Source organism: Nocardia sp. TBRC8007 (genome assembly GCF_056629435.1).
In genome coordinates, this window is record NZ_JBWSOR010000015.1 from 1 (window position 1) to 24,927 (window position 24,927).

Annotated in this window: 21 protein-coding genes; 8 read left to right on the forward strand and 13 right to left on the reverse strand. The window is 63.1% G+C overall.

Features of this window, described 5'->3' with window-relative positions:
• Window positions 1–512: 512 nt before the first annotated feature.
• The 5 genes from ACX4ZE_RS13780 to rpsF form a co-directional block, all read right to left on the reverse strand.
• A complete protein-coding gene (locus ACX4ZE_RS13780; RefSeq protein ID WP_480273798.1) occupies window positions 513–3,605 on the reverse strand; it encodes a replicative DNA helicase in 3,093 nt (1,030 codons plus the stop codon).
• A 669-nt stretch (window positions 3,606–4,274) separates the two neighbouring features.
• Window positions 4,275–4,727, reverse strand: a complete 453-nt coding sequence (gene rplI / locus ACX4ZE_RS13785; RefSeq protein ID WP_480273799.1) for a 50S ribosomal protein L9 — start codon at window positions 4,725–4,727, stop codon at window positions 4,275–4,277.
• A gap of 17 nt (window positions 4,728–4,744) precedes the next feature.
• Window positions 4,745–4,996, reverse strand: coding sequence for a 30S ribosomal protein S18 (gene rpsR, locus ACX4ZE_RS13790; protein WP_480273800.1), 252 nt, complete (start codon window positions 4,994–4,996; stop codon window positions 4,745–4,747).
• Window positions 4,997–5,053: 57 nt separating this feature from the next.
• Window positions 5,054–5,599 carry a single-stranded DNA-binding protein gene (locus ACX4ZE_RS13795; protein WP_480273801.1) on the reverse strand — a complete coding sequence of 182 codons (546 nt, stop codon included), beginning with the start codon at window positions 5,597–5,599 and terminating at the stop codon, window positions 5,054–5,056.
• Between the two features lie 87 nt (window positions 5,600–5,686).
• Window positions 5,687–5,974, reverse strand: a complete 288-nt coding sequence (gene rpsF / locus ACX4ZE_RS13800) for a 30S ribosomal protein S6 (protein ID WP_412804585.1) — start codon at window positions 5,972–5,974, stop codon at window positions 5,687–5,689.
• Between the two features lie 161 nt (window positions 5,975–6,135).
• On the opposite strand from rpsF, the gene ACX4ZE_RS13805 reads away from it, so the two are divergent.
• Window positions 6,136–7,536 carry a glycosyltransferase family 87 protein gene (locus tag ACX4ZE_RS13805; protein ID WP_480273802.1) on the forward strand — a complete coding sequence of 467 codons (1,401 nt, stop codon included), beginning with the start codon at window positions 6,136–6,138 and terminating at the stop codon, window positions 7,534–7,536.
• Between the two features lie 118 nt (window positions 7,537–7,654).
• On the opposite strand, the gene ACX4ZE_RS13810 is transcribed toward ACX4ZE_RS13805, so the two are convergent.
• The 3 genes from ACX4ZE_RS13810 to ACX4ZE_RS13820 form a co-directional block, all read right to left on the reverse strand.
• Window positions 7,655–8,278, reverse strand: coding sequence for a TerD family protein (locus ACX4ZE_RS13810; RefSeq protein ID WP_480273803.1), 624 nt, complete (start codon window positions 8,276–8,278; stop codon window positions 7,655–7,657).
• Between the two features lie 132 nt (window positions 8,279–8,410).
• Window positions 8,411–9,508: a DUF475 domain-containing protein gene (locus ACX4ZE_RS13815; RefSeq protein ID WP_480273866.1), complete on the reverse strand. Its 1,098-nt coding sequence runs from the start codon at window positions 9,506–9,508 to the stop codon at window positions 8,411–8,413.
• 160 nt (window positions 9,509–9,668) lie between these two features.
• Entirely contained in the window at window positions 9,669–10,244 is a 576-nt protein-coding gene (locus ACX4ZE_RS13820; RefSeq protein WP_480273804.1) for a TerD family protein, read from the reverse strand.
• Window positions 10,245–10,389: 145 nt separating this feature from the next.
• Between ACX4ZE_RS13820 and ACX4ZE_RS13825 the strand changes: the two genes are divergently transcribed.
• Genes ACX4ZE_RS13825 through ACX4ZE_RS13845 form a run of 5 tightly spaced genes read left to right on the forward strand, consistent with a single transcriptional unit; the run spans window position 10,390 to window position 16,285 of the window.
• Window positions 10,390–11,607, forward strand: coding sequence for a hypothetical protein (locus ACX4ZE_RS13825; protein ID WP_480273805.1), 1,218 nt, complete (start codon window positions 10,390–10,392; stop codon window positions 11,605–11,607).
• Window positions 11,608–11,620: 13 nt separating this feature from the next.
• A complete protein-coding gene (locus ACX4ZE_RS13830) occupies window positions 11,621–12,835 on the forward strand; it encodes an HpcH/HpaI aldolase/citrate lyase family protein (protein WP_480273806.1) in 1,215 nt (404 codons plus the stop codon).
• Entirely contained in the window at window positions 12,832–14,310 is a 1,479-nt protein-coding gene (locus ACX4ZE_RS13835; RefSeq protein ID WP_480273807.1) for a phosphoribosyltransferase domain-containing protein, read from the forward strand. Before ACX4ZE_RS13830 ends, ACX4ZE_RS13835 begins: the two co-directional genes overlap by 4 nt.
• A 20-nt stretch (window positions 14,311–14,330) precedes the next feature.
• Complete coding sequence (locus ACX4ZE_RS13840) at window positions 14,331–15,446, forward strand: cysteine protease StiP family protein (RefSeq protein ID WP_480273867.1); 1,116 nt, start codon at window positions 14,331–14,333, stop codon at window positions 15,444–15,446.
• 32 nt (window positions 15,447–15,478) lie between these two features.
• Window positions 15,479–16,285, forward strand: a complete 807-nt coding sequence (locus tag ACX4ZE_RS13845; RefSeq protein ID WP_480273808.1) for an HAD family hydrolase — start codon at window positions 15,479–15,481, stop codon at window positions 16,283–16,285.
• Between the two features lie 30 nt (window positions 16,286–16,315).
• Here the strand turns inward: ACX4ZE_RS13845 and ACX4ZE_RS13850 are convergent, their stop codons facing one another.
• The 4 genes from ACX4ZE_RS13850 to ACX4ZE_RS13865 form a co-directional block, all read right to left on the reverse strand.
• On the reverse strand, window positions 16,316–17,776 hold the full coding sequence (locus ACX4ZE_RS13850) for a hypothetical protein (RefSeq protein ID WP_480273809.1): 1,461 nt from the start codon (window positions 17,774–17,776) through the stop codon (window positions 16,316–16,318).
• Between the two features lie 199 nt (window positions 17,777–17,975).
• The gene (locus ACX4ZE_RS13855; protein WP_480273868.1) at window positions 17,976–18,737 is read right to left on the reverse strand and encodes an AIM24 family protein; all 762 of its coding nucleotides are present in this window, start codon (window positions 18,735–18,737) and stop codon (window positions 17,976–17,978) included.
• A gap of 2 nt (window positions 18,738–18,739) precedes the next feature.
• A complete protein-coding gene (locus ACX4ZE_RS13860; RefSeq protein ID WP_480273810.1) occupies window positions 18,740–19,432 on the reverse strand; it encodes an AIM24 family protein in 693 nt (230 codons plus the stop codon).
• 6 nt (window positions 19,433–19,438) lie between these two features.
• Window positions 19,439–20,062: an AIM24 family protein gene (locus ACX4ZE_RS13865; protein WP_480273811.1), complete on the reverse strand. Its 624-nt coding sequence runs from the start codon at window positions 20,060–20,062 to the stop codon at window positions 19,439–19,441.
• Window positions 20,063–20,241: 179 nt separating this feature from the next.
• On the opposite strand from ACX4ZE_RS13865, the gene ACX4ZE_RS13870 reads away from it, so the two are divergent.
• Together ACX4ZE_RS13870 and ACX4ZE_RS13875 are read left to right on the forward strand one after the other, a co-directional pair.
• Window positions 20,242–21,603: a TerD family protein gene (locus ACX4ZE_RS13870; RefSeq protein WP_480273812.1), complete on the forward strand. Its 1,362-nt coding sequence runs from the start codon at window positions 20,242–20,244 to the stop codon at window positions 21,601–21,603.
• Window positions 21,604–21,632: 29 nt separating this feature from the next.
• Window positions 21,633–23,243, forward strand: a complete 1,611-nt coding sequence (locus ACX4ZE_RS13875; RefSeq protein ID WP_480273813.1) for a TerD family protein — start codon at window positions 21,633–21,635, stop codon at window positions 23,241–23,243.
• Between the two features lie 15 nt (window positions 23,244–23,258).
• Here the strand turns inward: ACX4ZE_RS13875 and ACX4ZE_RS13880 are convergent, their stop codons facing one another.
• Window positions 23,259–24,911: a glycosyltransferase family 87 protein gene (locus ACX4ZE_RS13880; protein WP_480273814.1), complete on the reverse strand. Its 1,653-nt coding sequence runs from the start codon at window positions 24,909–24,911 to the stop codon at window positions 23,259–23,261.
• Window positions 24,912–24,927: the final 16 nt, after the last annotated feature.

Genomic DNA, 24,927 nt, shown 5'->3' on the forward strand with positions numbered 1-24,927 from the left:
CGAGGGTTGCAACAACAATCCTGCTCAACGTCGAACCGATACCAGCGTGAATACGTATCTCGCCACCAATGATATTTCGGACGCTGGCGTCGAAGCCAGCAAACAGTAAGCGCGCCAATTCAAGTCGCGATTCGTAAATGACATGGCCACCAATCGTGCTCGACCAATAGGTGCCCGAGTAGTGCTTCTGCCCGCGATATCACCGGAACGTCCGCCAGGGAGCCGCTGCCGCGAGTTCGTCAGTGCCGGCCGCAATCCACTCCCGCGAAACTTCGCTCAGGTCGTCAGCACGTCGGAAAGAGACAGCGGCTGGCTCGTCTGCTCTGTGGCCCATTGGCGATCACCTCGGCCCTGCGATCGGATCTGATCTCTCAGTGATCCGATCGTTACATGACCGTCGGCGAGGCCTTGGCATTGTACGGCCCGCGTGTCTCACCAATCTGGCGGATCCGCCAACCTTCCGCCATCAGCCATGAGATTCCGCCACGTTCTGTGAGAACCTACACATCCGATCAGCCGCGCGCCATGTCCACGAAGCGGGACAGATGCAGCTGGTGGGCCACGGTGATCGTCGCGGTAGGGCCGTTGCGGTGCTTGCCGAGAATCAGGTCGGCTTCGCCACCACGCGGGTCGTCGCGCTCGAACGCGTCGGGGCGGTGCAACAGGATGACCATATCGGCATCCTGCTCCAGCGAATTGTGGACTGAGATGCCTTGGGCCACGAAATTATGTGTACCGGGCACTGTACCGTCGAATACGTCTTGCTCTCCGAGCGGAGTGATGTCGAGGATCTTGTCCCAGAACACATCATTGGTCGCGGACATCTCGATTTCCGCGTCGTCCAGCACTGCCGCTACACGAGCAAGCCGAGACCGGCTCGGCGAGTGCTTCCGTATTGTCGATCCACAGAAGCGGGAGCCCATCGCCGCCGAGAATTCGCGGTGTGTCATGTTCTTCGCGGCGAGGAGGGTGCGAACCTTCGACCAGACTTCACGCGGAACCGTATTGACGTTCGTATTGCGTGTCATCGGCTCCAATTCGACGAGGGCTTCCCGCGCCGACTGTCCGTGCGCGCCATGAACGCTGATGTCGCGCAGGAAGACGAGTTGGTTCTCCGAGCCATCGATAGTGAGATGCCAACAGGCACGGTAGCCGGTCTTGCGAACTTTCTTGATTCGGCTGTGCACACCCACGCGAAGTAGGAGTTGGACTACATCATCGATCAGACGGCGGCTGGTCGACGCATAGTAGATCCGCGCCTGGCGTCCTTTCGCATCCCAGCGCACCGAGCCAGCTGTGGCCCAGAGATGACGCAGAAACAAGGCGATTTGATCGTTGGGGAGTGTGAAAATGCACTGGGGGATGAATTTCTCATAGCTGCGCGGGCCGAGCAGGCCCAGTTCGTCGAGCCATGAGGCAATGGGGTCGTGCTTACCGTGGGGCAGGTGCTCTGGTGCGCGCAAACGCAATGTAGTCGCACGCGCGGCGGCGTAGTCATCCCGAATCGCCTTCACACCGAAGTGGATGGCGGCCTGTGTGACCACCGTGAGATTTTCTTCGTCGCCGGCATAGCGGATCGGCTGGTGCTTGATACAAGAGCCACCGCCGATCATGCGAGCCAAGAGGCTCACTTCGGCATCCGGCATTCGGGTAGTGTGCACTGGTTCGGGGACGCGGCGCGGGATGGCGAGCCGGTCGCCGACGTTTAGATTCTCCAAGGGAATCCAGCCGTCGACGGTCAGGAATGGGTGGTTGCCCGTTGCTTCGACCTCACGTCCGGAGGCGAGCCGGAGCCGGAAGACCTCCTTGCGACCGCTGGGGAAGACCTTCACCATTGGCCGGGCGACCATCCGCATCCGCTCATCCAGCGACCACACGAGCGGCTGCTCCCCACTGGCGAGCAGTTCACCGAGAGTCGTCTCGGCACCGGTGTCGGCGCGCAGGATTCGAGTCGACGCCGGGAGGCAACCTGATTCGCGCAGGTCGGAGACCATGGGGCGTTTATCGGTGCGTTGTTCGGGACCACGGTTGAGCTGACTGATCGCAATGACCGGGACTTCGAGTTCCTTGGCGAGCAGTTTCAGGTTCCGGGAGAAGTCCGAGACTTCCTGCTGGCGAGATTCGACCTTCTTGCCCGAGGTCATCAGCTGAAGGTAGTCGACAACAACAAGCCGCAGATCGTGCCGCTGCTTGAGTCGGCGTGCCTTGGCCCGGATCTCCATCATGGTCAGGTTCGGCGAGTCGTCCACGAATAGCGGTGCTTCGCTGATCTCGCTCATCCGCCGCGCCAGTTTGGTCCAGTCGTCGTCGCTCATTCGGCCGGACCGCATATCGCCGAGCTTGATCTTCGCCTCCGCCGACAACAGGCGCATGACGATCTCGGTGCGACTCATTTCCAAGGAGAAGATGACGCTGGCGAGGCCGTGTTTGATCGAGCAGCTGCGCATGAAGTCCATGCCGAGCGTGGAGTTGTGTGTCGGCACTTTGGATGGACCGGCGAGATAGAGGTGGTCGCAGCCCGCGACCTCGACACAGCGGACCGGGCGGGTATCTACCCTGCGAACGTCGACGATACGCCGTGGCTCGGCGTACACGGTCTGTGGGACCGTGTGATTCGGTGCGCCATCCGCCGACCGGATGCTGTGTACGATGTCGCCGGTCGTTCGTACCGAAGCGTGTGATCCCTCGGAACCGGCGATGGTGAGCCACTGATGCCGCTCGTCGGCGACAATGACTGTGCCATCGGAGAACTCCACCTCGTAGCAGGGTCGATCGGTCATCACCTCGGTGGCGGCGACCACCAGGGTGGGGTGCCCGTCGAGCCCGAGCAACTCGTCACCGACGCGGACCTCGCCCATGGTCGTCCAGCCGGTCGGTGTGGGTAGCGGAGTATCCAGTGCCAACGCTTTGCCGACGCCGGGTCGTGCGGCGATGATGACCATCTGACCCGGATGGAGGCCATTGGTGACTTCGTCGAGTTCGCCGAACCCGGTGGGGACGCCGAGCGAGATACCGCCGCGGCTGGCGATGGAGTCGATCTCGTCCATCGTCGGCTGGAGCAGTTCCTCTAAGGGGAGGAAATCCTCGCTGTTACGGCGCTCGGTGACATCGTAGACCTCGGCTTGGGCACGGTCGACGACCTCGGCTATGTCCTGACCGTCGGCACCTGCGTAGCCGTACTGGACGATGCGGGTACCCGCCTCGACCAAGCGGCGAAGGATAGCTTTCTCCGCGACGATCTCGGCGTAATAGCCGGCATTAGCCGCTGTTGGAACAGTCTGAGTGAGCGTGACCAGATACGGGGCGCCGCCGATACGCTTGAGTTCGCCACGGCGGTCCAGTCCGGCGGCGACGGTCACCGGGTCGGCGGGCTCCCCGCGGCCGTAGAGATCGAGGATGGTGTCGTAGATGGATTGGTGGGCGGGCCGGTAGAAATCGCCGGGGCGAATCACCTCGACCACATCGGCGATAGCGTCCTTGCTCAACAGCATGCCGCCGAGCACCGACTGCTCGGCCGCCATATCGTGTGGCGGTTGGCGACCGAAATCTTCGCCGGGGGGGTCGGGCGGGAAGTCCGCATGGCCGCGGTCATCGGTGGTTGTCACCAGACTTGACCGTCCTCTCTACCCGCGGGGTTGCACCCTGTCGATTCGTTCTACTTCCGGACACCGACACGTTCGTTACGTGGGCTGACCAGGCTTCAGCTACCGTTCCGACACTGCTTCCGGTCGCTGTCGACAGCAGTGTGCGCACGGCGATGCGATGAACCTAGGCGACCCGAAAGCCACCCACCAAACCACATTGTGTACACAGCTGTGGATAACTTGGGGGAGAGTCGAGTCAGCTGTGTGCATCCCCTGTGGATAACTTGGGGAAAAATCAGTTCGATGCGTTCAAACACACAGATAGATATGGGCTTATGCGTTTTTCCACGTGTGGATTAATTAAGCTTCAGCGTGTTGCCTCGATTGCGCGTCCGGGCGTGTTGGGTTAATAGGACTTGTCGCGAACATGACTTCGAGAACATTTCGGACAGCCGGCCCCGGCAGTAATCCACAAGAGGCAAGTCGGAGCTCCTATGGAATAGGCTGCGATGTCTGGATTGCCCAGAATGGCGCTTTCGGTCTTACAGCAAAGAATTCGCTACTCAGCGATCGGGTGGAATCGCGCAACGGAGGACACCTCCTGGGCGGTACTCGAGAGGTGTCCTCGCCGCGATGCCCGAATCAGGCGGTTCCCGAATCAGGCGGTTCCCGAATCAGGCGGTTCCCGAATCAGGCAGCGGTGACGATCAGACCGAATTTGGCTACTACATCCGGGTGCAGGTGCACCACGACAGTGTGTTTCCCGGTTGTCTTGATGTGCGTTTTCGGCAGTTCAATGCTGCGCTTGTCGACGACGGGACCACCCGCCGCTTTGATAGCGGCCGCTACGTCCGACTGGGTCACCGAACCGAACAGTTTGCCGGTGCCCGCGGTCTTCACAGTCAGTGAGACCGACTCCAAGCCTTCGATGGCCTGCTTGAGCTCGTTGGCATGGTCCAAATCGCGAACCCGACGGGCTTCCTGCGCCCTGCGGATGCCCTCGACCTGTTTCTGGGCGCCACGGCTGGCCACGATCGCCAGGCCACGCGGCAGCAGATAGTTACGGCCGTAGCCGTCTTTGACCTCCACGGTGTCACCGGGGGCGCCGAGGTTGTCCACATCAGCGGTCAGGATCAACTTCATGTGCGTGCCTCCCTTTCTCAGCGAGCCGTGGACACGTAAGGCAGCAGCGCGACCTCACGCGAGTTCTTGACCGCGATCGCGATATCGCGCTGGTGCTGCACACAGTTTCCGGTGACGCGGCGGGCGCGGATCTTGCCGCGATCGCTGACGTACTTGCGCAGCAGTGCCGTGTCCTTGTAGTCGATCGTGACAGTTCCGGACTTGCTCTCTTTGCAGAACGAGCAAGCCTTCTTCTTGAGCACCTTTTCGCGCGCGGGCGCTTTAGGCATGGTCTTTACTCCGTAATCATCCGATGGCCCGGATCGAGTGGGCCGTTGTGGCCGTTCTCAGAACGGCGGTTCGTCATCCATGCGGCCGCCGCTCCCGAAGGAGCCTGCCGCGGGCGCGCTGCCCCATGGGTCGTCCTCGGCGCCGCCGGGACGCCCGCCACCACTACCGGAGGAGGCACTACCGGAGGAGGCGTAGCCACCCCCGCCACCGGACCCGAAACCGCCGCCCCCGCCGCCGCGGCTGGTCTTGTTGACCTTCGCGGTGGCGTAGCGTAGCGAGGGCCCGATCTCATCGACCTCGAGCTCGAAGACTGTGCGCTTCTCCCCCTCGCGGGTTTCATAGGAGCGCTGCTTGAGTCGTCCGCTCACGATGACTCGGGAACCCCTGGTCAGGCTTTCGGCGACATTTTCCGCAGCGTCGCGCCAGATATTGCAACGCAGGAACAGTGCTTCGCCGTCTTTCCATTCGTTCGAATTACGGTCGAACACCCGAGGAGTCGACGCGACGGTGAAATTCGCCACCGCCTGTCCTGCGGGTGTGAATCGAAGCTCGGGGTCGGCCGTCAGATTTCCGATGACGGTGATGACCGTGTCGCCTGCCATATGGTTCCTCCTGCTCGGTATGCAGTCCGCGTCTGGCTGTCGCGCTAGAGCCTAGGCACAGGCTCCGACGCAAACGCGGGTGCCGGACTACTTGTCGTGGCGCAGAACCTTGGTGCGCAGCACCGATTCGTTGAGACCGAGCTGGCGATCGAGTTCGCTCACCGTCGCGGGTTCGGCGGTCAGGTCGACCACAGCGTAGATGCCTTCGGCATGCTTGGCGATCTCGTAGGCGAGCCTGCGACGGCCCCAGATGTCGACTTTGTCGATCTTGCCACCGTCAGTGCGAACGACGCTGAGCAGATTGTCCAGCGACGGACCGACGATGCGCTCGTCCAGGCTTGGGTCGAGGATGACCATTACTTCGTAATGACGCACGGACCAATCACCTCCTGTGGACTGGGAAACGGCCACGGACGGTCCGTGGCAGGAGGGTCGTTGCGTCAGCAACCCGGCAAGGGTACCTGAACACCAAATGGACGGTGAAATTCCCCCGAGGAACGGTGCCGCTGTCCAACGGGGCCGCTTAGGGTGGTTCCATGCCGACCGGACTCGCCGCATCCGTCCTCCACGCAGGTCGTATGCGACGCCGTGTGGCGTCGACCGCGATAGTGACGTTGCTGTGCGGCCTTGCCTTGGCGTTGGCGTACATGAACAAGGCGCGTTGCGCGGGGGCGCCGTTCGATGCGGACGGGCGCAGCCTGGTTTTCGACGTAATCAAGGATTCGGATGTCTGCTATTCGGATATCCAATTCCTCTGGCTCGGCCGGGGGATCAACGAGCACATCTTCCCTTATGTGCACGGCGGCATCACCGCCAATGGTGTGCTGGTCGGTGGCGCGGTGGAGTACCCGGTGCTCAGCGGTGTGCTGATGTGGCTCGGTGCGGTAGGTGCGGGCAACGATGCCGAGTTCCTGCGCCATTCTGCCCTGTTGCTCGCGCCGTTCGCGCTGCTGACCGCGTGGATGCTGGTCCGGCTCGTCGGCCGAGCCGCTCTGCTGTGGGCGGCTGGGCCGCCGTTGGTGCTCTATGCCTTCCACAATTGGGAGCTTCCGGTGGTGTGCATGGCGACAGCGGCTGTCTATGTGATGGGCGTGTTGACCCGGTATTCGCTTCGCACAAGAGGAGTCGTGGCCGCGGTGCTGCTGGGTCTCGGGTTCTGCCTCAAGCTGTATCCGGGGATTTTCGTGCTGCCATTGCTGGTCTACGTGCTCACCGGGGGGGACGAACGCGACCAGGATGATTCCGATCGCAGTATGGATGTCCGCGGTGCGCTGCTCACTGCGGCCGCGGCGATCGGCACCGTACTCGCGGTGAACGTGCCGTTCGCGCTGTTCGGCTACGAGGGTTGGCGCGCGTCGATCACTTTCCAGCAGTTGCGTCAAGCTGATATCACTACGAATTCCATTTGGTACTGGGGACTTAGACCGATGTTCGGGTCGGATGGCCACAGCGAGGATGCGTTTCAGCAGGTGGTCTCGGTCGCTTCGCCTGTGCTGGTGCTCATCGCGTTCGCATTGGCGATGTGGCTCGGTTGGAGGCGATATCTGGCGACTGGCGTGTTCCCCTGGGTAGGAGTGAGCGGCGCGATGCTGTGTGGTTTTTTGTTGTTCCACAAGGTGCACTCGCCGCAGTACACCTTGTGGTTGGTGCCGTTCCTCGTGCTGCTAGAGGTGCCGTGGTGGCTGATCGGCAGCTATCTTGTCGCGGACGCGGCGGTGGGAATCGGGGTGTTCCGCTACTTCTATTCGATGGGATCTGGGGGGTCGGGTACCTCGGTGGACATGATGGAGAGCATTGTCCAATTCGGCGTGTGGGGTCGTGCGAGCCTGCTGGTCATGTTGTTTTTCGTCTTCCTGGGGGCATCGCTGCGCGGACATCGGCCGGTACAGTCGCTGGCGCTGCGGACAGGCCCCCGTGCTCTGATCCCGGTGCACTGAGGTCTGTCCCGCCGGGTGTGCGGTGTGCTCGGCGCGGCTGCCCCGCAGCGCCCTGCCGCACCAGCGGCGCGTAACCATCCCACGGCGAGCCGGATACGCGCGCGATGGAAGAGCTGCGCTATTTGCGCGCGCTGTGCCAGCGCATGCCCCACTGATAGGCCTGGTCGATCTCACGCTGGGCGCCGTTGATGTAGCGAACTTCCCGATGCACGGTGATTCCGGCGCCCTGGTTCTGCAGCAGGGCGATGACGCAGGATCGGGCGCCGTTCACCGGGGAGTCGAGCCGGACCTCGATCTGTGGACCCGCCGTGGGGTGTAGCGTCACGACCCCATCGGCGGCAGCCCAGTTGGGCACGCCCTCGTAGATGAGGGCGAAGATCAGGATGCGGCGGAACAGTTCGGGCCGGGCGAGATTGATGTGCATGGTCTCGCCACTCGCTGTCGAACCTGTGCGATCGTCTCCGTCCAGCTTGATGTGGGGCTCGGCCTCCAGCGCACCGAAATTGTGTCCGATCGCCTGCACTACACCTTTGCTGCCATCGGACAGTTCGTACAGGCAGCCGAGGTCCAGATCGACGGGCTTGGCTCGACGGAAGAAACCTTTGGACCCGCTGGACCAATTCAGGTTCACCCGCATGATGCCCTGCTGCTCGCCCGGTTTGGTCAAAGTGATGCTCGGTGTCGCTTTCGACAAAGTCACCTTGGATAGGTTTACTTCGCCGAGGTTGTCGTTGATCGCCATGACGAGTCCCCTGAGGAGCGAGTAGCGGCAGTGATATCCGTCGAAATAGCGATATCCGTCGAAATAGCACAGGCAACGGGGTTGCTGCCGCAGTGGGCCTTCGGTTGTCTGTCCAGAAGCTGGATGTGGTGATCAGCCTACCGGTGTGGCTTCCCGTTTGCTGTCCGGTGTCGTTTCGCCGGCGCGGCGGTTGCGGATGACGCTGGTGATGAACGCGGCCCCGATGAACGCGACGCCGATCAGGCCGGTGATGATCTCGTTGACATGCACGCCGATCGAGACGAGCAGGATCACCGCCAGTGCGCCGATCGCCCAGTGTGCGCCGTGCTCCAGGTAGACGTACTCCGACAAGGTGCCTCTGCGTACAAGGAACACCGTGATCGAGCGGACGAACATGGCGCCGATCAGGCCGAGGCCGATGGCGATGATGATCGGGTCGGAGGTGATGGCGAATGCGCCGATCACACCGTCGAAGGAGAACGATGCGTCGAGCACCTCCAGGTAGAGGAACAAGAAGAAGCCGGCTTTGCCGGTGGCCTTCACCAGTTCGGAAGGGCCTTCGGTCCGTTCTTCGGTATGGAACATCGAGCCGAGTCCGTCGACCGCGATATAGGTGATCATCCCGAGCAGGCCTGCCACCAGGACGGTCGAGCGGTGTGCGTCGTCGGCGACGTATTCCGCGGTGAGGATCAAGCCGGTGCCCGCGACCACCACCGAGAGCATGTCCAGCTTGCCCGCCCTGGCCAGCGGTCGTTCCAGCCAGCCGAGCCAGGTGGTCTCGCGTTCATCGAAGATGAAGTTGAGGAACAGCAGCGCCAGGAACATACCGCCGAATGCCGCGATCTGCGGATGTGCGTCGGTCAGTAGTTTTTCGTAGCTCGGGCTGCCGTCGGGGAAGGTCAGCTTGCCGTCCGGCGGCGGGTTGAGCGCCAGGTCGAAGGCGCGGATCGGGTCCAGCCCCGCGGTGATCCACACGATGGCGAGCGGGAAGACCAGGCGCATACCGAAGACGGCGATCAAGATACCGACGGTGAGGAAGATCCGCTGCCAGACCTCGCTCATTCGTTCGAGGACAGTGGCGTTGATCACGGCGTTGTCGAACGACAGCGATACCTCGAGGATGCCGAGGATCATGGCTAGCGCGAGAGCGGTCGGCCCGCCGTACAGGAATGCCACCACGAGCGAAGCGACCGTGACGAACAGGGACATGCCGAATATGCGCAGGACCACGCTGGGACCTTTCATGAGGTGAGGCGAGTCGGCGGCGGTTGCTACCAGCGTGGCCGCCGAACCGCCAGTTGTCCAACGCTGTGCCCGGACTGTTGGCGCGTCCGGGTCGCACAGTTAAGGGGGCCCGTCGCCGGGCCCCCGGTGAACAGCGAAGTGTCGCTCAGACGTTCACACCGTAATCACGAGCGATACCCGCCAGGCCGGAGGCGTAGCCCTGGCCGATCGCGCGGAACTTCCACTCCGCACCGTTGCGGTACAACTCGCCGAAGACCATGGCGGTCTCGGTGGAGGCGTCCTCGGTGAGGTCGTAGCGGGCGAGTTCCTCGCCATTGCTGCGGTCCACGACTCGGATATAGGCATTGCGGACCTGGCCGAACGACTGCGAGCGGGAGTCGGCGTCGTAGATCGAGACCGGGAAGAAGACGCTCTCGATGGTAGCCGGAGTGTTCGCCAGGTCGATGTTGATGACCTCGTCATCGCCCTCGCCCTCGCCGGTCAGGTTGTCGCCCGCGTGCTCGATCGTTCCCTCGGGCGAACGCAGGTTGTTGAAGAAGATGAAGTGCTTGTCGGACACGACCTTCTTATCCGCGCCGGTCGCGATGGCACTCGCATCGAGGTCGAAGTCGGTGCCGGTGGTGGTCCGCACATCCCAACCGAGACCGACCGCGACAGCAGTCAAGTTAGGCGCAGCCTTGCTCAGCGAGACATTGCCGCCCTTGGACAAACTGACACCCATGTGGGGTTCCCTTTCGATAGTCCGTCACTGGTTCCCAGCATGTCCGAATCGCCGGGTACGACATACGACAGTAGTAGGTTTCCTCGGACTTGCGTAAGAACCGGCGCAACCCAGGGAAAATGGGGGCATCTCCTACCATCGGGGCGTGGCAGGCCGAAGAGGTGGATGGTTCCGGTCGTCTGGAGACAAAGAGTGGATCGAGCACGCCCGCGCGGCGTTGGCCACAGCGTTCCTCGACATGGACCGGCGCCAGAGTGCGGCAGGCGCGGCGGTGGATGCCGCGGATCGGGTTTTCCCGCAGCAGCGCATGAGTGCGCGCTGGGAACCGGTGCGCGACAGGTGCTACAGCGCGACGGATGCCTACTCGAGGTTGAACGAGGAACTGGTGGCCGCGCAGCGCGATGGTACGTCGGTGCCGCATGGGCAGCAGCGTTTCGACGCCGCTATGCGGCAGTTGTCCGACGCGGCCCATGCTGTCGACGAGTTCTATCGTGGTGATCAGAACCTGCTCGAAGAGGCGGTCGCCGTATGCCAGGCGATTCCGCGTCTCGCGCGGGAGGTGAAGGTCTCTGCCGCTGGTGTGCGCGACCGGGCCGCCGAATCCGCATTCGCGGACTATCCTTCAGTGCGCGAACACTCCATTGCGGTTGATGAGGCACTGGTCACATTGGAAGCGATCGCCTCCGACGCGCCGGTGAGTTCAGTGCACGCGGCCACGAATCAATTGGAAACGGCTACCAAGGAGTTGGCGGATGCCTTGGCACAGGCCCCTTCTCGGGCCAATGCGGCGAACACCGCGATCTCTTCGGTGACCACCCGCCTCGCCGCCGCCCGGTCCAAGGCCGAAACGGTTGCGCCGGCGTTCTCGGAGTTGTTACGTGAGTTCAATGCTGCGAGTTCGGCGGATCTGGCTGACAATGAGCGGGAAAGCCAGCGAGCCATCGAGGCCGCGGCCACCGCCTTGGACCGGGCGCGTATGGCAGCGGCGGAGCACAACCCGGAGTTTGCCCTTGATCTGACCACATCCGCGCGCGGGTTCCTCGCCGAGGCAGAACAGCAGGTCGATGCCGTCGTCAAACGGCTTACGCTGCTTCGTGCGGTGCGGGCTGATCCGCAAGAACAGATCAAGGCCGTACGATTTCGGCTACGAGATGCGCAGATGCTCGCGGTGAACCGTGGGCTCGTCGACGAATGGGGTTCGGTGCTCGACGCGCAGGCGCTACGGATCGACCGGATCAACGAGACGCTGTCGGGACAACACCCCGACTACTGGGCTTATGTGACAGAACTGAACGCGGTCACCGAGTTCATAGCCGGAGTAGTGGATCGAATGAGAAAGCAAGCAGGATCACGACGAGAATGAGGATGAGGCAACGATGACCGCGGGCATCGCCCTCCAGCAGGAGATATCTCTGCGGAAGCCAATGCCGCTGCGCCACTTCCGACAGCTGCACGGTCCGGAGGCGAGACGCCTTTTCTACCAGCAGCCCGAGCCCTTCGGTGATGACCGCGCGGATCGAGAACTCCTCGCGGTCGGACTGGGTGCGACGCTGTACGCGCCCGCGACCAGGCCCGACCTCGCGCTGACAATCAGCAAACGCGCCAAATACGGTGTGTGCTCGATGGTGATCGACCTAGAGGACGCGGTCGCCGACCATGAGGTGGCGTACGCCAAACAACAGACCGTCGCCGCGCTGGATCTACTTGCGGCGAGTCATGATGCTAATCCGTTGCTGTTCGTTCGGGTGCGCGATGCGGACACGATCGCCGAGCTTGTCGAGCAACTCGGCCCTGGCGCACGGACGCTGACCGGGTTCGTATTCCCTAAGTTCGACAGTGTTTCCGGGCCGAAGTATCTCCACGCGCTGCATGCGGCCGCTCAGCGAGTAGATCGTCCGCTGTACGGAATGCCGGTCCTTGAGTCTGCGGGTTTGGTGCATCGGCAGACCAGGGATTACGAGCTCGCCCAGATCGCGGCCCTGCTGACCGCGCATCGGGATCGGGTGCTCGCGGTGCGAGTCGGCGCGACCGATATGTGCTCGACTTTCGGGATCAGGCGCGATCGAGACCTGACCATATACGACGTTCGCGTGGTCGCCGATGTCATCGCGGATATCGTGAACTATCTGGGGCGAGCGGACGGAACAGGTTTCGTCATCACCGGGCCGGTGTGGGAGTATTTTGCCGATCACGAGCGGATGTTCCGCCCCTTGCTGCGTACCGCGCCGTTCGCGGAATCCGACGCCGTGCCGTTCCGGCAATATCTGGTCAGCCGGGATCTAGACGGGCTGCTACGGGAGATTACGCTGGATCGGGCCAACGGCATCCAGGGTAAGACGGTGATCCATCCTTCACATGTGGCCGCCGTGCACGCGTTGTCGGTGGTGACTCATGAGGAGTACTCGGACGCGCTGGACATCCTGCGCGATGATGTCGGAGGTGTGGCGGCTTCGGGCTACCGGAACAAAATGAACGAGATGCGGCCGCATCGCAGTTGGGCGCGACAGACCCTGTTGCGCGCCAGGGTATTCGGTGTTGCGAACAAGGGAGTGTCTTTCGTGGATCTGCTGACTGCGTTGGTTACCGTATGAGAAAGCACGCAACCGGGTCTCTTTGCGAGGAAATCCCTTGGGCAACAAGGGCTCTCGGTATATATCTGCAGCACGACCCGGTATGCGACAGCGATTCGCGTCGCCTGCGCTCGGCCGATCTTCCGGTCACGGCGCTGGTGCAGCCGGGGATTCGGCACAACAATCCGCGCCGGGCTCATCTGCTGGTGTCCACCGTGCTCGGCAAGCATCTCCCGACTGATCCTAGGGTCGTGCTCGGTGCTGGGAACCGTCTGGGCGATCTGGTGCGCGAGGTGCTCGGCGCGCGGGAAGCGGTCGTACTCGGGTTCGCCGAGACCGCGACGGGACTTGGGCACTGTGTGGCAGCGCGAATCGGGGCGAGCTGCTATCTCCACTCGACTCGACGTGCGGTGCCGCACGCGCAGACGCTCGCGGGGTTCGAAGAAGGGCATTCGCATGCCACAGCACATCTACTGCAGCCGACGCCGGCCGATATCTTCGTCAACGACTTGCCGCTGGTACTGGTCGACGACGAGATCTCTACCGGAGCGACCGCGATCGACGCGGTGCGGGCGTTGCACGCCTTCTCGCCTCGGTCGCACTATGTGCTCGCCTCGTTGGTCGATCTGCGCAGCACGGCAGATCGGATCGCATTCGATTCCGTCGCGACGGAATTGGGGGCGCGCATCGACACCGTTTGTCTCGCCACCGGCCGGGCTTCGTTGCCTGATGGGTTGATCGAGGCGGTCGGCGCGCTTCCCTCGCCCCGGCTCAATCCCATCGCCAGACATCCCGGCTCGTTCCGACGGGTAGAATTGCCCTGGCCAGGCACGGTGCCGGAGGGGGGCAGACACGGGATACTCGCTTCCGATACCAGTGCGTTCGAAGCGGCATTGCGCGAAACGGCCGATGCGCTGATCGCACGGTTCGATACCGATTTCGCGGGTCGTCCCGCTATTGTGCTCGGACACGAGGAGCTGATGTACCTGCCCTTGCGGCTGGCCGCGCTACTTGCCGAAGCAGGGACGCCGACACGCTTCCAGACCACCACGCGATCGCCCGCGTATGTGCTGGACGAGCCAGGGTATCCGCTGCGCCGCGGCTTTCGTTTCGTCGCACCGGAGCCGGGTGACGTCGCACCGCGTTACTTGTACAACGCGCATTGGTCCGATGATTCGCTCGACCTGTTGGAGGCAGGTACAGCGGAGTGGGGTGCGTTCGACGTCGATCCGATCCTGGCGCGCGGTGGTGTCGATACCACCGGCTCGGCGCTCGGTGGCGGCGTGGATGGCTGTTTTCCGTCCGAACCGGTGCTCGTCGTCGTGGTCGACTCACCCGCCGACACCGAGGAACTGATCGCTGAAGGCGGGTTGATCGATGTGCTGACCACCTCCGGTGCGGATGTGCTGCTCGCAGTGTTGCGGGAAGCCGATCCGCGGCAGTTGCACGCGGAACGAGCCGAGCCGCCGCAGACCGCGGTGGAGTGCGGACTGTGACGAGCACGAAACTGAGTGCGTTGCCAGCGCCACTGCATGGACCCGAGTTCGGGTCGTATGCAGCCGAAGAGGTTTCTTGGCTGCTCAAGGACTTGTCCGGTGCCGATTTGGAAGCCGGTCTCGCCAAGCGGGAACAGGAGATCCAGGCCGGAAAGGCGCATTACGCGGAGTCGCTACCGATCGAATACCAGCCGGACGCGCCGTACCGGGCGCTGTTCGATGAGGTGCTCGCGGCCAGTGCCGAGCGGCTCGCGCTCGCGGTAGCGACCGTATCGGAACTCGTCGTCGCTGAACGCGGTGCGGATCTCGTGCTGGTGTCGTTAGCGCGAGCAGGTACGCCGATCGGTATCCTGATGCGTCGTTGGCTGCGCGCGCGGCGACCGGACCACGCGGTGCCGCACTACGCGGTGTCGATTGTGCGTGATCGCGGCATCGATACGGTCGCCTTGGACTATCTGGCCGAACACCACGATCCGGCTTCGGTCGTGTTCGTAGACGGTTGGACCGGTAAGGGCGCGATCGCTCGCGAACTGACCGCGGCGTTGGACGCCTATCACGCGGTTGGTGGTCGGCGGTTCGATGACGATCTGGCGGTGCTGGCCGACCCAGGGCACTGCGTGCGCACCTACGGCACCCGCGACGACTTCTTGATTGCTTCGGCCTGCCTGAATTCAACCGTTTCCGGGCTGATTTCGCGCACCGTGCTGAATAAGGAGTTGATCGGTCCCGGCGATTTCCACGGCGCCAAGTTCTACCGAGAGCTAGCCGGCGACGATATGTCCGGTCGCCTGCTCGGTACCGTGAGCGGCGCCTTCGACGCGGTGCGTGATCGGGTCGCCGCTGAGGTCGTGGCGATACGAGCGAGTGATCGCACGCCGAGGTGGACCGGCTGGAAGTCGGTGGAGAAGGTGCGCGCGCAGTATGGCATCGCCAGCGTGAACTTCGTGAAACCCGGCGTCGGCGAGACCACCCGTGTGCTGTTGCGACGGGTGCCGTGGCGGGTGCTGGTGCGCGAGGCGGAGGCGCCGGAGCACGCGCATATCCGGATGCTCGCCGCCGCTAGGGGGGTGCCGGTAGAAGTTGTCGACGATCTGGCATATTCGTGTATGGGACTGATCAAGGATGTGCGGCGATGAACCTATCTCGAAGAACGCGCCGAAGACGGGCGATGATCGCAACCGACCTGGATCGGACGATGATTTATTCGCGCAACGCCTTCAACGCCGTCACCGACGTGCAGACGGTCTGCGTCGAGCATCTCGAAGGGGCGCCGCTGTCATATATGACCACTACTGCGGCGCTACGGATGCGGTCTCTGGCCGAACCTGCCGTCGTCGTTCCCACCACCACCCGCACGATCAAGCAGTTCGGCCGGATTCGGTTGCCTGGAGCGCCCTGGCGTTATGCCATCACCAGCAATGGGGGAAACATCCTCGTCGACGGCGTTCCCGATCTGAGCTGGCGTATCGATATCGACGCCGAAGTGCGCGCCAGTGGCGCTACCCTGCCGGAGGTAAGCAGGGAACTGCACACGCGTATTGATGATTCGTGGGTAACGAAGTTCCGGATGGCCGACCATCTGTTCTGTTATCTGGTTGTTAAGCCCAAAGCCGTTCCCGACGGTTTTCTCCCCGAATGGGACGCTTGGTGTCGTGCGCGTGGCTGGTCGGTTTCCCAGCAGGGTCGAAAGATCTACACCATGCCACTGGCTGTCTGTAAGAGTCGCGCGGTCGCCGAGGTACGCAAGCGTCTCCGAGGAGGAGGCGAACTCACTGACGAGGCGCAGACGCTTGCCGCCGGAGACGGCGCTCTCGACGCCGAGATGTTGCGCACCGCCGACGCTGCCATCCGCCCCCGCCATGGCGAGCTGGAACAGCTCAACTGGACGCACCCCAACCTCACGGTTACTCGTGCGACCGGCATCCTCGCTGGTGAAGAGATCATCGACTGGTTCAGCGAAGTTGCCCCGGAGTAGATCGAGGCGCTGACCTGTCAAGCCGTTCGCTCAGCTGCCGTCGCGCAGCGATATCAGTCCGCCCGCAGTGCCGAGATAGGCCGTTGCGTCGGGGCCGAGCGCGATGCCCGCGTAGTTGTTGTTGAAACCGAAGCCATTGCCGGACAGCTGCTTCCACACAGTTTCTCCGGTTCGGTAGTCGAGGGCGGTCCAATACCAGGGATCGTTCAGTTGGGTGCCCTTGGTGTAGGTGTAGATCAACCCGGTAGCCAAAGATAATTTCGGTACTACAGTCGGTGCGGCTTCGACCGAGTTGGACCACACCATATGGCAGCCATTGCCGTCGTCGTCGATATCGATGCGTGCGAAGCCTGGGACGGTGGTCCTGCCGAGTATGGTGGCGCTCGGATCAGAGTAGCCGTAGTTGTTTTCGACGATGAGGGAGCGTCCGGCACCGATCAGGGAGTTTTCGGTGTTGCTGCGTCCGGGTTCGAATACCGGTATTGAGCAGACTTGTCGATGGGCGGCGTCGGGTGCGGTGCGATAGACGACGACGTTCATCGGGTCGGCGTTGTCGGTGATGGCGACGTAGCCGTTAGGCAGGATGGTTGGGGTGGTGCCGGTGCCGTCATCGACTTGGCCTGGTTTGTGTTGTCGGCTGTTGGCGTAGGTTACTTGCCAAGTGATCTGTGGTGCGCCGCCAACTCCTGCGTCGAAACGCAGGAGTTGGCGGTTGGTGGCGATGTAGACATCGCCGTTCGTGCCGACAGCGAAGGAATTCTCGATCTGGTTCTCAGTGCCCGCGCCGAGCCGGATGGCCTGTGCCGCACCGGTGTCCGGGTCGAGGGTGCCGACGACGCCGTTGGTTTTGCCGACGAACCAGATCAGGCCGTTGGAGTCCGGTAGCGCGGAATTCAATGTTTCTCCCGGTTGCAATACACCGGTCAGGTCGTAGTCACGCTCTAGGGTGAAGCCGTCGGCAGCGGGTGTTTCGGCGAATACCTGAATATGCCCGGTGCTGGTGCCGATGACCGCGCGGTCGTTGTTGTCCAGGTAGAAGTACGCGCCGCCACCGAAGTTGGTCAACGCGCCCGGCTGTAGTAGATCGATTGGGCTCTTGCCCTCCAGCGCGTGTTTGCCCAGGACGGTCATTGTCGCCGGGTCGATCAGGTACAGACCAGGGTCGAGGCCGATACAGGTGGCGACGATGCGCCCGGCCCGGTCGAAGGCTATCGAAGCGCATTCGCTGAACAGCTGTAGCGAGTTGGTCTGCGGTGCTCGGCCGAGCGGGCCGGGGCGGGTGTAGGTATCGCTCATCCACCCGTCGCCGTGGATGCCCGAGTCACCGTTCGGGGCCAGGTATGGGTTCTGCGGGATCGGGGGGATGCCGGTAATCGGGTCGGCGGTTGCGGGTGTGCCGAGGAACTGTGGTGTTTCGGACCCGGCTGAACCAGGGGAAATCGGTGCTGCGTGGACGGGCGCCGCTATCGCGGCGAGGGTTGCGGTCAGCACTGGCAGGCGAAGAAGGCGGGCATGGGGAGTGAATGATATACGGGCAGGGTATCCAGCTGTGGCGTGGCGTGAATTCCCCGTACGAGTGATTGCCGCCACTCGGGCATGCGTAACTCCTAGCCGAGACAGGGAACGAATGAGGCGCGTGACGATCTGTGTACCCGGCATTTTCGTTACCTCCTCGCTATCGGTGCTGCCGCTAGTGTTGTTGTGCACTCAACCGTTGTGTGATCGCCTCGTGCAGCTGTTGTAGCCCCTCGGCGGTGAGTCCGTTCTGAATCTGTGCTTCGATATCGCGCACCAGCAACACGTCGCTGAGCACTTTCTCGCTGGATTGGATCAGCACGGTCCCCTTGCCGGTGAAATCGAACTGACGTTCCTCGCCGGAGCCGACTCCGAAGCGCGCCGCGCCCGCGGCCAAGAAATCGGAAACCCATCGCTGGTCGTAGTGATGGCTTGGAGAAGGGCAATCCGCCCATCCGACCAGTGATTCCGGGTCCACCCGCAGCGGTGGCTCGGCGAATATGACCGGCCCGTTGGACGAGGCGAGGAATGTGCCGGTGCCGATGAGGGTGAGGAAGCCGGGCACAATGGACTGATTGAGTGACAGCCCTGGCTCGAAGGCCAGCAAGTTCGCCGCTCTAATAGTCAGATTGCCGTTGTCTTCGAGGTCATAGGAATTGATGTCGTAGCCGCGGTCGCCGATGATCAGCTTGCCGTGCCCTTCCGCGACGACGTAGTCGCCGGTGAACAGTGGCGCGGAGAACTGCTGTGCCACCATCTGCAGCAGACTGTCGTGTAACCCATGGGTGAGAGTCTGGAAACGCATATCCCCGTAGTAGGCGACCATCGCGCCTTTGCGCATGAACCACGGCTGGTCCAAGTCGATGCAATAGGCATAGCTGTTTCCCGGGATATTGTCGCTCGCGCCGAGATTCATGGGATCGAGGATCTGGGACATGGTCACAACTTCTCTTCGGAGGCCTGCACGTAGACGACGCCTTGTCCGGTGCACTGCAACTGCATTGCCTCACCGGAGCCACGGCCGACAGCGTCTCGCCAGCTCAGCGCCGTCTTCAGCTCGGTCCGCACCGCACCATAGGCAGCGACGAAAGCTTGCGGGTCGACCACGATCGGATTCGGGCCGCCGACGGGCAGCTCCAGGAATCCGCCGTGCGCGAGCAGCGCCGCGGCGCCCTGTCCGGACAACTGGGTGGTGAACATACCCTGACCGGTCAATGTGCCCGAGGCGGCACCACGTAGCGCGCCCATCAGGCCGCCGCCACCGCCGCCCGAACTCAGCACCGAGACCACCGAACTCTGCAAGCTCGCAGTGTTGGCCAGCAGTCGCGACGCCTCGACCCGTAGCGTCGCGCCAGGCTCCATGCGCACTACGTGGACTTCCAGCCCGGCGAACCCGTAGTGCACCTCCCCGCTGCCCTGCGCCAGCATGGTGTGCTCGTGCTCACCCGCCACCGCGCGCCCGGCCAACCGCACCAGGCCACCGGTATCACCCATTGCCCGCATACCCGGAATCTGGTGTGGCGCAAAGGAAACATCGCCGGTGTAGTACAGCATCGCCCCTTTTCGGGCGACTACGCCACCGGCTGCGACAAGGTCGGCCTTGACGACCTTGTCATTGACCTTCTCGAACATCGCGTTCTACCGTTCTGCCGGCTGGATCGATACCACGCCCTGACCTTCCCAGCGCAGCGAGAACGCCTCGCCCCCGCCCTGGCCGGCGAAACTGCGCCAGGACACGTCTGTGACGAACGAGTGGCGGAGGTCTCCGCGTGCGGCGACGAAGGCATCCGGATCCACTATCAGCGGGTGCTGCGGCATCACCGCGAGATGGATGAGTGGACCGCCCGATGAGAGCAGCGCGACCTGACCATGCCCGGACACGGTCGTGGTGAACAGCCCCTGGCCGGTGGATGCGCCACGGACACCGGCGAAACGCACATCGGTGCGCAGATTCCCGGCGAAGGCGAGCAGCTGTTGTGATTCCACCCGCAACGTCTCGTTGTTCAGATCGACTACAGTGACGTGCTGGCCATCGACGGCGAAGAAGATCCGGCCGTGACCGGCGCATTCCATCAGCGACAACTTCTCGCCGGTCGCCCGGCGCTTGAGCCCGGCGAGCACGCCATCGCCCCCACCGAATCCGGCTGCTTTGAACTGGATATTTCCTTCGTAGGCGATCATCGAGCCCGAGACCGCTCGTAGTCCGGTTCCGGCGAGATGGGCCTCGATCACCTTCTTCGATTGCTCGAACAATTGCGCCATGGCGTGTTTGCCTGCTGTCTCGACGGGTTGAGGTGTGATCGCGTACTCCCTGCGCGTGCTGACACCTTAACCGATCTTTTCGCGGCTGTCGGGGTATCGCGGACGTTTAGTAACCGCGGCGCTGAACATATTTCTCGTAGAGTGTCAGGCGAACACACCGACAAGCGAAGGGTCCGAACTTGTCCGCAACACTCGTCAAGGGTCAGAACGGTCCGCTGGCCACCAACGATGTGGTGATTTCCATCCAGCTCACGGCACCGGCGGATCTGTCGGCGCTACTGGTTACCGAGCGCGGTAAGGTCCGCTCCGACGCCGATTTCGTCTTCTTCAACCAGCCGAGCGGTCCCGGCGTGAATCTGCGGCCCGCCCCTGCCGGACAGCCTGCCTCGCTGGCGGTGTCGTTGTCCACGGTGCCAACTGATATCGATCAGATCCGTGCTGTGATCACGCTGGACGATGCGACCGGTAACTTCGGCAGGTTTCCCGCCCCGATCGCAATCGTGTCCGACGCGGCAGGCAATCGCTTGTACGAGTATCGGATCGATGGACTGGACACCGAGTCCATCGTGATCGCGCTCGAACTCTACCGGCGCCAAGGCTCTTGGAAGGTGCGCGCGGTCGGACAAGGATATGCGGGCGGTTTCGCCGCGCTGGTCACCGACCACGGTGTTACCGTCGACGATGCGCCTGCTCAGGCTCCGCAACAGGCCTCACCGCCTCCGCAACAGCAGGCCGGTTACCCGCAGGCCACCCAGGCCCAGCGACAAACGCCGCCGGGTACGTATCCGCCCCCCGGTCCGGGTTACCCGCCGCCGCCAGGTTCGGGATATCAGACGCCGCAAGGGGGGCCGGGATATCCGCCGCCGCCCGGTTCGGGATACCCACCGCCAGGTCAGGGCGTTGGTGGCTACTCGCAGCAGGTTCGGCCCGAGCCTGCCGGCGAAGTAAGCCTGAGCAAGGATCGGCCGGTCAGTTTGGTCAAGGGCCAGCGGGTTACGCTCCGCAAGGAGGGTTCCGCACTGACCTTCGTCAAGATGGGTCTGGGCTGGGATCCGGTGCGTAGTCGTGGCATTTTCGGCAGCCGTACCGTGGACATCGACCTCGATGCGGCAGTCGTCATGTTTGCCGAGATGAATCCGGTGGATGTCGTCTACTACGGCCAGCTGACCTCCAAGGATGGTTCGATCCGACATCAAGGCGACAATCTCACCGGTGAAGGTGAGGGGGACGATGAGGTGATCCTGGTCGACCTGACCCGCGTTCCCGTGCATGTGTCCACGTTGTTGTTCATCGTGACCTCCTATAAGGGTCATACCTTCGAACAAGTGCAGAATGCCTTCTGTCGCTTGGTCGACGGCACGAACAGTGGCGAATTGGCCCGCTACACCCTGGCAGGCGGTATGCCTTTCACCGGGATGGCGATGGCCAAGGTGTACCGGGTGGGCAACGATTGGAAGTTGCAGGCGCTCGGTGAAGGTTTCCAAGCCAAGCATCCTGGCGAAGCGATCCCGCAGCTCGGTCGGTTTCTCGTCAATGGTTGAGTGGTGGCGCGAATAGCGAGGCAGACCACGTGTTTCAGCTGAAGGCCGGTCAGAACATTCCTCTGACCGGCGCGACTGTGCATTTCAGTGCGAAAGCCGAAATCGCTATCGATGTATGCGCGCTGGTCGTCGCCGCGAATCTGAAGGCGTTGTCCGATGCCGATGTCGTCTTCTATAACCAACCTTCCACCACGGGGGTGGTCTTGGCCGCCGATGGGGTCACGATTACCCCTGCTGTGGTACATCCTGATGCTGCGGCAGTGCTGCTGGTAGTCAGTGCCGACTCCGCCATGTCTCCTCGACCGGATGGGCTCGGTCCGGTACTGGCGACGCTGTCCGAGAATGACAGGACGATAGCTGAATTCGCGATCACCCCTTCGGCCGGTGAGACGGCGATGATTTGTCTAGAGGTATACCGGCGCGGTCCGAGCTGGAAGCTGCGCGCGGTCGGTCAGGGTTACGCGGGTGGGCTCGCCGTGTTGTTCACAACGCACGGCGTGGACGTCGATGAGGCCGACGCCGGTGCCGATGCGACTGAGGCCGGCGTTTTCCCGGAGCAGAACCACGCAGCCCGGTCCGGTGCTTATGCTATGTCCGGCCGTTCGGAGGGCGCGCCGCTGACTGCTCCCGCAGGTGCTCCGCTGGAAGTCGGACACGGCTTGGAACGGCTGTGGATGATCTTCGAGGATGCCGCGCGATCGGCTGCCGCGTTGATCTCGGCGCGCGAGTACGCGGCCAAGCGATTGGACAACGAGCTTTCGCTCGCTGTTTCCGACCCCGCGACCAGGAACAGCCCGGCGGCAGCAGAGGCATACCAGGTCGCGCAGCGACGCAATGACGAGCTGATCGAGATCGCTGAGCGCAACCATCAGCGTGACACTGAACAGCTGGCCGGAGAACTCGCCGAGGCTGATCTGGTACTGCCACCCGCTTTGGCCTCGTGGAGCTCGCCTGTTTGGGACAAGCCGCCCACGACCAGCGAAGGAATTCGGCTCGGTGAGCTCTATGCGCTCGATCGCGGACCGCTGCGTATCCCGTATTGCGTTCCGGTGCCGCTCAGTCGGCCGCTGTGGATCGATACCGAATCGACCCATGCGGCCGCCCCAGTGGTAGGAGCTTTGCTCGCGCGATTGCTTGCCGCAGTGCCGCAGCGGCGAACGCTGGTCGACATCATCGATATGACCGGTGCGTTCAGCGGCTTCACCGATCCGCTCGCTCCAGTGTTGAACGGACCGCCGATTACCGACCACGCCGAGATCTCAGCGCGATTGCAGGCCCTGGTCGATGCCGCCGAGCTTGCGGATTTGGCCCATCTGAGTGGTGCCGGTACGCCGCCGAGTACACATCGAATCTTGCTTGCGGCGGATTTTCCACACGGATACCAGAGTTCGGACGCGCGACGTCTCGGCGCGTTGATCGCTAAAGGCGAGACGCTCGGGCTGTCCACAGTGATCATCGGTGCGGGCGAATCCGATGTAGCCGATACCACTGTGGCGATGTTGTCGGGGTTGTGTCGGCATCTGCCCGTTATGGGCGCTACTGCGCTGTTCGATCGGTGGACTGGCAGCGCATGGCAGCTGGATCTCGATCTGCTGCCGCAGGAGCCGGGCCAACAGGCACGGTTCTTGCGGACCCAGTGATCAGCCGAGCCTGCTTCAGCCGCGCGCCATCGTGGTCCGCGGCCGTAATGGCGCGGGCAGCCGACTGGGCAGCGGATCGGGCATCCGGTCGACGATCCCGCCCACCGGATCATCGATGTAATTGCGGCGTACCGGATCGTCTTTCGGACGATAGATCTGGCGCACTATCAGTGCGCACAACCCCACCACCGCTAGGTCGCGCAACACTACGGTGCTGGTGAACCACTGTTCGGGCAGGCCTCGGCTCGGGTGTTGCGCGCCCATGTAGTAGAACATGCGGGGCACCCAGACCAGCGCGTCGATGGTCATCCAGGCCAGCAGGATGCGCCGATGCGGCAGCGCGAGCACAGCGAGCGGTACCAGCCACAGCGAGTACTGCGGACTCCACACCTTGTTGGTCAGCAGAAACGCCGCGACTACCAGGAAGCACAGCTGCGCCAAGCGCGGTCGTCGCGGCGCGGTGAGGCCGATGTAACCGATCAGCACGCACGCCACAACGAACGCTAGTAGGGAGACCACGTTCAGGATGGCCGGTTGCTGTGTGTGGTCGAGCGGACCGTCGAAGCCGGGCCAGCCGGTGAACGAGGTGACCACATTGTAAATCGAATCGGGATCGGCGTGCCGGGTGGTGTTGAGCCGGAAGAATTCTCGCCATCCGTCCGGATACAGCACGGCAATGGGCAGGTTCACCGCCGCCCAGGTAGCCAGTGCGGCGGATACGGTGGCGAGCGCGGCGCCGAGCGGGCGGGTGCTGCGGGACCGGAGCCGATAGGTTGTCTCGGTCCGCAGGCACAGCACAACAATGGGGCCGAGCAGCAGCAGCGGATACAATTTGGCAGCGCCACCGAGGCCGAGCAGGATTCCGGCGAGCACTGGTTTACGCCGAGCCCAGGCGAGCAGGCCGGTCGCGGCGAAAGCTGTCGCGAGGGCATCGAAATTGGTGAAAACGTGCACGAGCACCAGGGGTGAGCAGGCGATCAGCGCCGCATCCCATATCCTTCGACCGGCTGACAACGCAGCTGCCCAGATGGTGACCAGCCAGGCTATCGCCAGGCCGAACGCGACGACGTTGAAGTAGATCACCACCTGCAGTGCGCCGGGTAACGGAGAGGCGTCCCAGCTCTTGGCAATCCGCATCGCGAGGTATTGGTACAGACCTGAGAGCACCGGGTACTCCATATATCGCGTCTGCTGCCCACCGTCGGGGGTCTGCTCGATCCACTGTTTCTTGTAGGGGAAGGCGCCTTCGTTCAATCGCTCCGCGCCATAGAGCGGCACAGTGTCGGAGTAGCACATGGCCACGTACTGGCGGCTATTGCCCCAATCGAGAGTCAGACGGCCGTCCGCCCCGGTGGTCTGCTGGATGCAGCCTGCCTTGCCGAACCAGCCGAGTGCGAGAAACACGACAGCGAAGGCGAGCAGCACTCGCATCGGTGTCCAGAACCGCGACCGCCCGATCAGGGCATGCGCGCCTACCGGCCCGCCGATGACCGTGGACAGCTGCGCGGAGAGGGAGTCATTGCGGCTCGCCCGGTCTCGCATATCCGCCGAGCGGAGATCCGGTGCGAGCGCGGCAGGTGCGGTATAGCGCGTCCCGTCCGCGCCCGCTCGGGCGGATAGCGGCGCTCTCTTGATCGTTCGCTGCTCCACCAGCTGCTGATCGGTCACAGGATTCGAGGCTACC